Genomic DNA, 6,973 nt, shown 5'->3' with positions numbered 1-6,973 from the left:
ATGGCGGCCTTGTTCCTGCGGCGGTTTGTGCCCTCTAAGGCGCGCTGGTGCCATATCGACATGGCCAATACGTCCCAGGTCCCGGCGGACCGGGGGTATAAAGCTGCCGGGGCTACCGGTTACGGAGTCCGGCTGCTGGCCGATTTTGTGACGGAACAGGCCAATTCTGGAAATGGAGGTACTGCGGAGTGAAGCTGGAAGTGATCGCAACCAATTTGTACGACGCGCTCGTCGCCGAGAATGCGGGAGCGGACCGCCTGGAGCTGGTGACGGGCATTATGGAAGGCGGATTGACGCCGGGTCCGGGCATGATCCGCAAGGTCGTCGGCTTGATGAGCATTCCGGTCCATGTCATGGTCCGTCCGCACAGCCAGTCGTTCGTCTACGACCAATACGACCTGCTGACGATGCGTGAGGATATCGCCTTTATCAAAGAGTGCGGGGCGGCGGGAATCGTGCTTGGAACGTTGAAACCGGACCGCACGGTGGATATCGAAGCGCTGGAAATGCTGCTGAAGGAGGCCGACGGTCTGAACGTGACGTTCCACCGGGCCTTCGACGAAATCGACGATCAGCTCAGCGCGCTCCGGACGTTATCGGCATATCCGCAGATTAACCGGATTCTGACTTCCGGAGGGCCGCGGCCCGCGCCGGAGTCGACGGACCGCATACAAGCACTGGTGGAGGCATCAGCCGGAACCGGCATCCGTATCTTGGCTGGATACGGCTTGACCGTACCTGGGCTATCGGAGTTCGTCCAGAAGACGGGCGTGCCTGAGGTCCATTTCGGCTCGGCGCTGAGAGCGGAAGGGAATTACCTGCTGCCGCTCGATTCCGAACGGGTGAAGGCGGCGGCGCAGACGGTGAAATCCATCGCAAAGTCAGCAGGGTAACAACAAAATACTCGATTACTGTGGTGAAATCATTGGACAAACAACCTAAGATGATCGTCGGAGTTGATCTCGGCGGAACGAAAATCGCAACAGGGCTTTTGGACGCCGGCGGACGGATGCTGGCCCGGAGCCAGAAGGCGACCGCAGGGCTGAAAAGCTCGGAAGAGGTCATTCAGGCGATCGTAGATACGATAACGGAAGTGAGTGGAGAACACGAAATCGCCGGTGTCGGCTTGGCCTCCCCGGGGGCGGTCGACACCCGCCGGGGAATCATCCGCAACGGGGTGAACCTGCCCGGATGGAACGGCATTTCGCTGCAGGCGGAGCTGGAGAAGCGGCTGCAAGTGCCGGCCAAGCTGATCAATGACGCGAACGCGGCGGCATGGGGAGAATACGTGTACGGTGCAGGACGCGGGGCACAGAGCATGGTTTACGTCACCCTGAGCACCGGCATCGGCTCGGGCCTGGTTCTTGACGGGAAGCTGTACCTGGGGACAAGCTCCTTCGCGGGCGAGCTCGGCCATACGGTGGTCGACCCGAACGGGGCGCTGTGCGGCTGCGGCCAGCGGGGCTGCTGGGAGACCTATGCTTCGGGGACGGCCATCGCCCGCCAGGCATCCGAGGCGGCTGCAGCGGCGGCGGAAGGCATGACGCAGATGACCGCGCTGGCCGAAGCGGAAGGCGTGCCGCTGAGCGCCAAGCATGTGTTTCAAGCCGCGGCGATGAACGACAAGCTGGCCCAAGAGACGCTGGAGCAGGTTATACATTACACGGGCCTTGGACTCATGAACATCATTCACAGCTTCAATCCGGATTGCATCGTCATTGGCGGCGGCGTCAGCCGCGCCGGGGCCGCCTTCTTCGAGCCGCTCCGCGGGAAGACCGGTGAGCTGGTCATGGAGCCTTATCGGGGCACTTACGCCATCAAACCCGCCGAGCTCAAAGACGATGTGGGCATTATCGGGGCTGCAGCGCTGTTCGTGGAATAGACGGCTCAAAAATTAGCCGCCATCTTATGCATTATGTGTGCATTTTAAAGAGGCAGCATGGATATGAATTAAAGAGAAGGGCAAATCCATATATGCTATGGATTTGCCCTTTTTTGTTATAGCTGCTGAGTTTTAAAAAGGGTGCGTCGATCCTAATTGGGAGCTAATTTTGCAATTTTATATCAATTTAATGATTGAATATTTCAATGTATTGCAATATAATGCCAATAGAAACAACCGCAATACTACCAATATGAAGAGATCGGGGTGGATATTCATTGGCACAGACTCAAGGCGTACTGACGTATCCAGAGATCGGCGGACAATCCGACGCGCTGGCGGCTGCCTGGAAGCAGCTAGAGGCGCAGCAGGAGTGGATCTCTCAGTTTATCGGCAATTCTTCGTTTGATGAAGTGATTTTTATCGGGTCGGGGACTTCCTATTATTTGGCGCAGACCGCCGCATCCACGTTCCGCAAATGGACGGGGCGCAGCGGTGCGGCCTATCCGTCATCCGAAATCTTCTTGTTCAGGGAGCAAGCGGTTCCGCCCGGAAAACGTGTGCTGCTCGTCGGGATTTCCCGTTCGGGAGAGTCGACGGAGGTTATTCTCGCACTGGAATCGGTGAAGGATTTGCCGGATTGGACGATCTGCAGCATCACCTGCGATGAGGAAAGCACAATGGCGAAGCTCGCTCCATACTTACTGTCACCGCTCGGCAAGGAGAAAAGCACCGTCATGACGAAATCTTTTAGCAGCATGACTTTTATGCTCCAAGCGGCGATGGCTCGCGCTGCCGGCAAGACGGAGCAGCTCAAGGAACTTCAGGAAGCCGTGGAACTCAGCGCAGGCGTGGTATCCAAGGCGGACGAATCTGCCAAGGAACTGATTTCCGGCCATCCGGAGCTGAACAAATTCATATATTTGGGCATGGGATCCTATTACGGGCTGGCGCAGGAAGCCTGCCTGAAGATCAAAGAAATGTCCTGCGTATGGACGGAAAGCTTCGGCACGATGGAATTCCGGCACGGACCGAAATCGGTCGTCGAGCCGGGAACGATGGTCTGCCTGCTGCTGTCGGAAACGGCAAGGGACTATGAGATCAAGGTAGCGCAGGAGATGAAAGAATACGGCGCGCATGTTGTCATCATTACCGCGGACAAGGGCGGAGACACCGGCTTTGCCGATCTCGTGTTCGAGACCGGGGGCCGGGCGCTGTCCGATGAGGCGAGAGCGGTGCTGTACATGCCGCTGGTTCAATATATCGGGTATTACACCGCACTGCGGGAGGGGAGAAATCCGGACAGCCCGCGGAATTTGACCCAGGTGGTCAAAATTTAAACCATAAGGAGAGAATCGCTTTGAGTGAACGAAATGGATCGAAAGAAGAACGCCGGGAACAGATATTGGACTACATCCTGCAGCACGGCTCTATTTCCCTTCAGGAGGTGACGGCCCGCTTCAAATGCTCTGAGGCTACGGCACGCCGGGATCTGGAGGCGCTTGAGAAATCGGGACGGGTCATCCGCACGATGGGCGGAGGCGCCAAATCCGCGGGAATCACCGCCGGAAGGGAAATTCCATTTCACGAGAAGCAGAACAAGCTGTACCAGGAAAAGGAAAAAATCGCCGCCATGGCGGCTTCCCTCGTGCAAGAGGGGGACGTGGTCGGCCTGACGGGCGGGACCACGACGTATCTCATTGCGAGGGCACTCAAGAACCGCCGCAATATTACGGTGGTGACCAATGCCGTTAATATTGCGATGGAGCTGTCGGAGAACGAAGACCTTCAGGTCGTGCTGACCGGCGGCATGCTGCGCAGCAAAAACTTCGAGCTGTGCGGACCGCTTGCCGAGCGGACGCTGGAGGCGATCAACATTCACACGATGTTTATGGGGATCGACGGTTTTTCGGCGGAACAGGGGGCCAGCACTTATTCCGAGCTTGAAGCGAATACGGCGATGATCATGATGAAGCGCACCAACCGCACTATCGCCGTATTTGACCATACGAAGAACGGCCGCAATTCCCTGTTCCAGGTGGCGCCCGTGGCGGCCCTGCACGGAATCATTACGGATGAGGATCCCGGAGAGGAGCTCCGCAGCCGGTTGAAAGAAGCCGGGGTGCAGGTGCATGTCGCGCAATAACATTCTGTGAAATAAGGGCAGGTGCTCAGCATGGAAGTGTTTGCGGGAGTCGATGTCGGCGGAACGAATATCGTATGCGGTCTGGTATCTTCCGCCGGACAAGTGGTTCATAAGCTGAAGCGGCCGACGGAAGCCGGACGCGGTCCGGATGCGGTACTGGAGCGAATCGCTGCAATGATAGAGGAAGCGGTCGCCTCGTACCGCGGGGAAGACGGACAGCCTGTAACGCTCACGGCAGCGGGGATCGGACTGCCGGGGCTGGTCGATCCCGAGGAAGGCATTGCCAAGTTCGCAGGCAACCTCGGCTGGCGCGACCTTCCGGCCGCCAGTCGTCTGAAAGCCAGGCTGCAGCTGCCGGTATTTATCGATAACGATGTCAGAACGTATGTGTTTGGCGAGGCGCTGTATGGGGCCGGTGCTGGCACCGGCCACGTCGTCGGCGTGACGATCGGCACGGGCATCGCCTCGGCCATGGTGAATGAGGGGAGCCTGTTCTACGGCTTCCGCCATATGTCCGGGGAGCTGGGGCATATCGTCATGGAGGGGCTCAGCGATCCGTGTCCATGCGGCTTGACGGGCTGCCTGGAGACTTACGCCTCCGCCTCCGGTATGGTGCGGCAGGCCCGGAAAGCGATAGAGTCCGGCGAGCCGACGGTGCTCCGCAGCTGGTTTCCGGGCGAACGCCTCGCGGAGCTGACGGCAGCGGATTTGTCGCGGGCTTACGATCAGGGCGATGCGCTGGCCGTTTCCATTCTGGAGCGGGCGGGTTCGCTGCTCGGCCAGGCGCTGTCCTACGCCGTTTCGCTGAACAGCCCGGAGATGATCATTATCGGCGGCGGCGGGGCGCTGGCGGGAGACCGCATTTTGAAGCCGCTGGAGCGGGAGCTGATGGGCCGGATCCTGCCTGATTACCGCGATCGGCTCAAGATCGTTCCCGCCATGCATAACGACGATGCGGGCGTGACCGGGAGCGCTATGTACGCAAAGCATAAACATACCGCATTAAGCGGATTGATACAGGACAGCAAGGCATAACAAACGGGAAGGGGAAAACACCATGTCACTCGTTTCGTCTACGTCTTTACTGCAAGAAGCAAGGGCCAAACATTACGCCATCGGGGCCTTTAACGTGCATACACTGGAAATGCTGCAGGCTGTGGTCGAGGCGGCCGAAGAAGCACAGTCGCCGCTCATTATCCAGTCTACGGTCGGGACCGTCAAGCATCTGGGGGCCATTATATCGCTGCTGCCGCCCGGGTGGCGGCGGACCGCGCCAGCGTGCCCATCGCACTTCATTTGGAGTCATTGCAACGAATTTTCCGTCATTATCAGCTGTATCCGGGCGGGCTATACGTCCGTCATGATCGATGCGTCCCATTCCCCATTTGAGGAAAATGTGGCCATGACCCAGAAGGTGGTCGAAGCCGCCAACGCCGTTGGCATCAACGTGGAGGCGGAGCTCGGCAAGGTCGGCGGCGTCGAGGACGACATCGTCGTCGACGAACGCGACGCTTTGCTCGCCGATCCGAAAGAATGCGCCGAATTCGTGGAGCGCACCGGGGTGCATACGCTCGCCCCTGCGATCGGCACCGCCCACGGCATCTACAAGGGGACGCCGAATATCGATTTCGACCGGATCGGGCGCATTGCCGAAGCCGTTGATGTTCCGCTCGTCCTGCATGGAGGCTCCGGCATTCCGGAGGAGCAGGTGAAGCGGGCGGTCAGTCTCGGCATGGCCAAAATGAACGTGGCTACCGAACTGCGCATCCTGTTCTCCGACGCCATCAAGCATGTCTTTGCCGAGAACCCGGATGAGAACGACCCGCGGAAATACATGGTTCCTGCCAAGAAGGCGCTGAAAGCGGCAGTTATTGAGAAAATGCAGCTGTGCGGCTGCGCCGGCCGGGCGGGGGACTTTTAGACGCTAACGCCATTCACAAAATAAATGAAACAAGCCTGCTTAGGGCCCGGGGAGCCGGGGAAGCAGGCTTTTTAAATTCATGGGATGTTATAAATCTGAAGAGGCAGATCCCGGGTTCTTCAAATAGTCGAGAAACATCCGTTTCAGCAGGTCCAGCTGGACGTCCGCGCTGACGATGGACTCGAACATCACGATGCTGCGCTGCAGCGACAGCTTTTTCGAAAAAATGCCGAACGCATTGACCACGGTCGACAGGGTTTCCTCTATGGGAAGATCGGAGCGGACTGAACCGTCCCGGGTGCAGCTGTCAATGATTTCGGCGAACGCATCGGATACCTTGCGGTGGACGTCGTTGTACTGCTGGATATCCTCCAGCGGCTCGGCCTGCTGGGCGGCATAGCTCTCAAACGCCTCAAGGAACCGGCTCCTGCTGCTCAATTCCGGCAGTTGGAGATTCAGGAAATGATCCAGCAGCGCTTCAAGCTTCTTGATGCCTGTCACTGGCGTAGCGGCAATTGCCCGGAACGCCTCTTCCTCCAGGCTGATCAAATGCGTGGCGACCGCCACGATCAGCTTGTCTTTCTTGGGAAAATACCGGAACACCGTAGCAATGCCAACATTATCTTCCGCAGCGATATCCCGCATCGTCGCCTTGTCGATCCCTTTGCGGTTAAAAACCCGCTCCGCTGCCTCGATAATGCTGCTCTCTCGCGCTTTTTTACCTTCTCGCCGTTCCTGTTCCCATCTAGTCTTCGGATCCATAATTGTGAGTCAACTCGCCTTCCGGGTGAAAAGATAAAATCGTAAAAAATGCTATCAAAACCATCCGGAGAAGTCAACGCTGTCCAGGTGCAGAGTCCGGGAATCCATGGGATGACCGTGGGAAAGATTGAAGGGAAAAACAAACGGTGATATAATTGGTTTTGTGATGATAGTTCAACTATCACGACCTCTGATTTTACAAGGTCATGCCCGCCCAATATGGGCTGGATGTTGCCTCGTTCGTAATCATCTTGGAGCAAAT

Annotated in this window: 7 protein-coding genes and 1 pseudogene; 7 read left to right on the top strand and 1 reads right to left on the bottom strand. The window is 57.7% G+C overall.

What is annotated here, in order from left to right; translation table 11 throughout:
• The 7 genes and pseudogenes from CPT76_RS02210 to CPT76_RS02180 form a co-directional block, all read left to right on the top strand.
• Positions 1 to 192, top strand: a pseudogene (locus CPT76_RS02210) (peptidase M17); the annotation flags it as partial.
• Complete coding sequence (locus CPT76_RS02205) at positions 189 to 893, top strand: copper homeostasis protein CutC (RefSeq protein WP_105441786.1); 705 nt, start codon at positions 189 to 191, stop codon at positions 891 to 893. The pseudogene CPT76_RS02210 and the gene CPT76_RS02205, both read left to right, overlap by 4 nt.
• 32 nt (positions 894 to 925) lie before the next feature.
• The gene (locus CPT76_RS02200) at positions 926 to 1,882 is read left to right on the top strand and encodes an ROK family protein (RefSeq protein ID WP_374954584.1); all 957 of its coding nucleotides are present in this window, start codon (positions 926 to 928) and stop codon (positions 1,880 to 1,882) included.
• A gap of 278 nt (positions 1,883 to 2,160) precedes the next feature.
• Positions 2,161 to 3,222, top strand: coding sequence for an SIS domain-containing protein (locus CPT76_RS02195; protein ID WP_105441784.1), 1,062 nt, complete (start codon positions 2,161 to 2,163; stop codon positions 3,220 to 3,222).
• Between the two features lie 20 nt (positions 3,223 to 3,242).
• Positions 3,243 to 4,028, top strand: coding sequence for a DeoR/GlpR family DNA-binding transcription regulator (locus CPT76_RS02190; protein WP_105441783.1), 786 nt, complete (start codon positions 3,243 to 3,245; stop codon positions 4,026 to 4,028).
• A 30-nt stretch (positions 4,029 to 4,058) separates the two neighbouring features.
• Positions 4,059 to 5,063, top strand: coding sequence for an ROK family protein (locus CPT76_RS02185; protein ID WP_105441782.1), 1,005 nt, complete (start codon positions 4,059 to 4,061; stop codon positions 5,061 to 5,063).
• 22 nt (positions 5,064 to 5,085) lie between these two features.
• Positions 5,086 to 5,949, top strand: coding sequence for a class II fructose-bisphosphate aldolase (locus CPT76_RS02180; RefSeq protein WP_105441781.1), 864 nt, complete (start codon positions 5,086 to 5,088; stop codon positions 5,947 to 5,949).
• Between the two features lie 87 nt (positions 5,950 to 6,036).
• On the opposite strand, the gene CPT76_RS02175 is transcribed toward CPT76_RS02180, so the two are convergent.
• Positions 6,037 to 6,711, bottom strand: coding sequence for a TetR/AcrR family transcriptional regulator (locus CPT76_RS02175; protein ID WP_105441780.1), 675 nt, complete (start codon positions 6,709 to 6,711; stop codon positions 6,037 to 6,039).
• Positions 6,712 to 6,973 lie beyond the last annotated feature (262 nt).

Source organism: Paenibacillus sp. AR247, from assembly GCF_002968895.1.
GTDB classification, from domain to species: Bacteria; Bacillota; Bacilli; order Paenibacillales; family Paenibacillaceae; genus Paenibacillus_AQ; species Paenibacillus_AQ favisporus.
This window is presented reverse-complemented; position numbering and strand designations above follow the sequence as displayed.

Bases quoted from the DNA above. Each gene is read 5' to 3' on its own strand.
- CPT76_RS02185 (WP_105441782.1), top strand. From the start codon at position 4,059: ATGGAAGTGTTTGCGGGAGTCGATGTCGGCGGAACGAATATCGTATGC.
- CPT76_RS02175 (WP_105441780.1), bottom strand. From the start codon at position 6,711: ATGGATCCGAAGACTAGATGGGAACAGGAACGGCGAGAAGGTAAAAAA.
- CPT76_RS02180 (WP_105441781.1), top strand. From the start codon at position 5,086: ATGTCACTCGTTTCGTCTACGTCTTTACTGCAAGAAGCAAGGGCCAAA.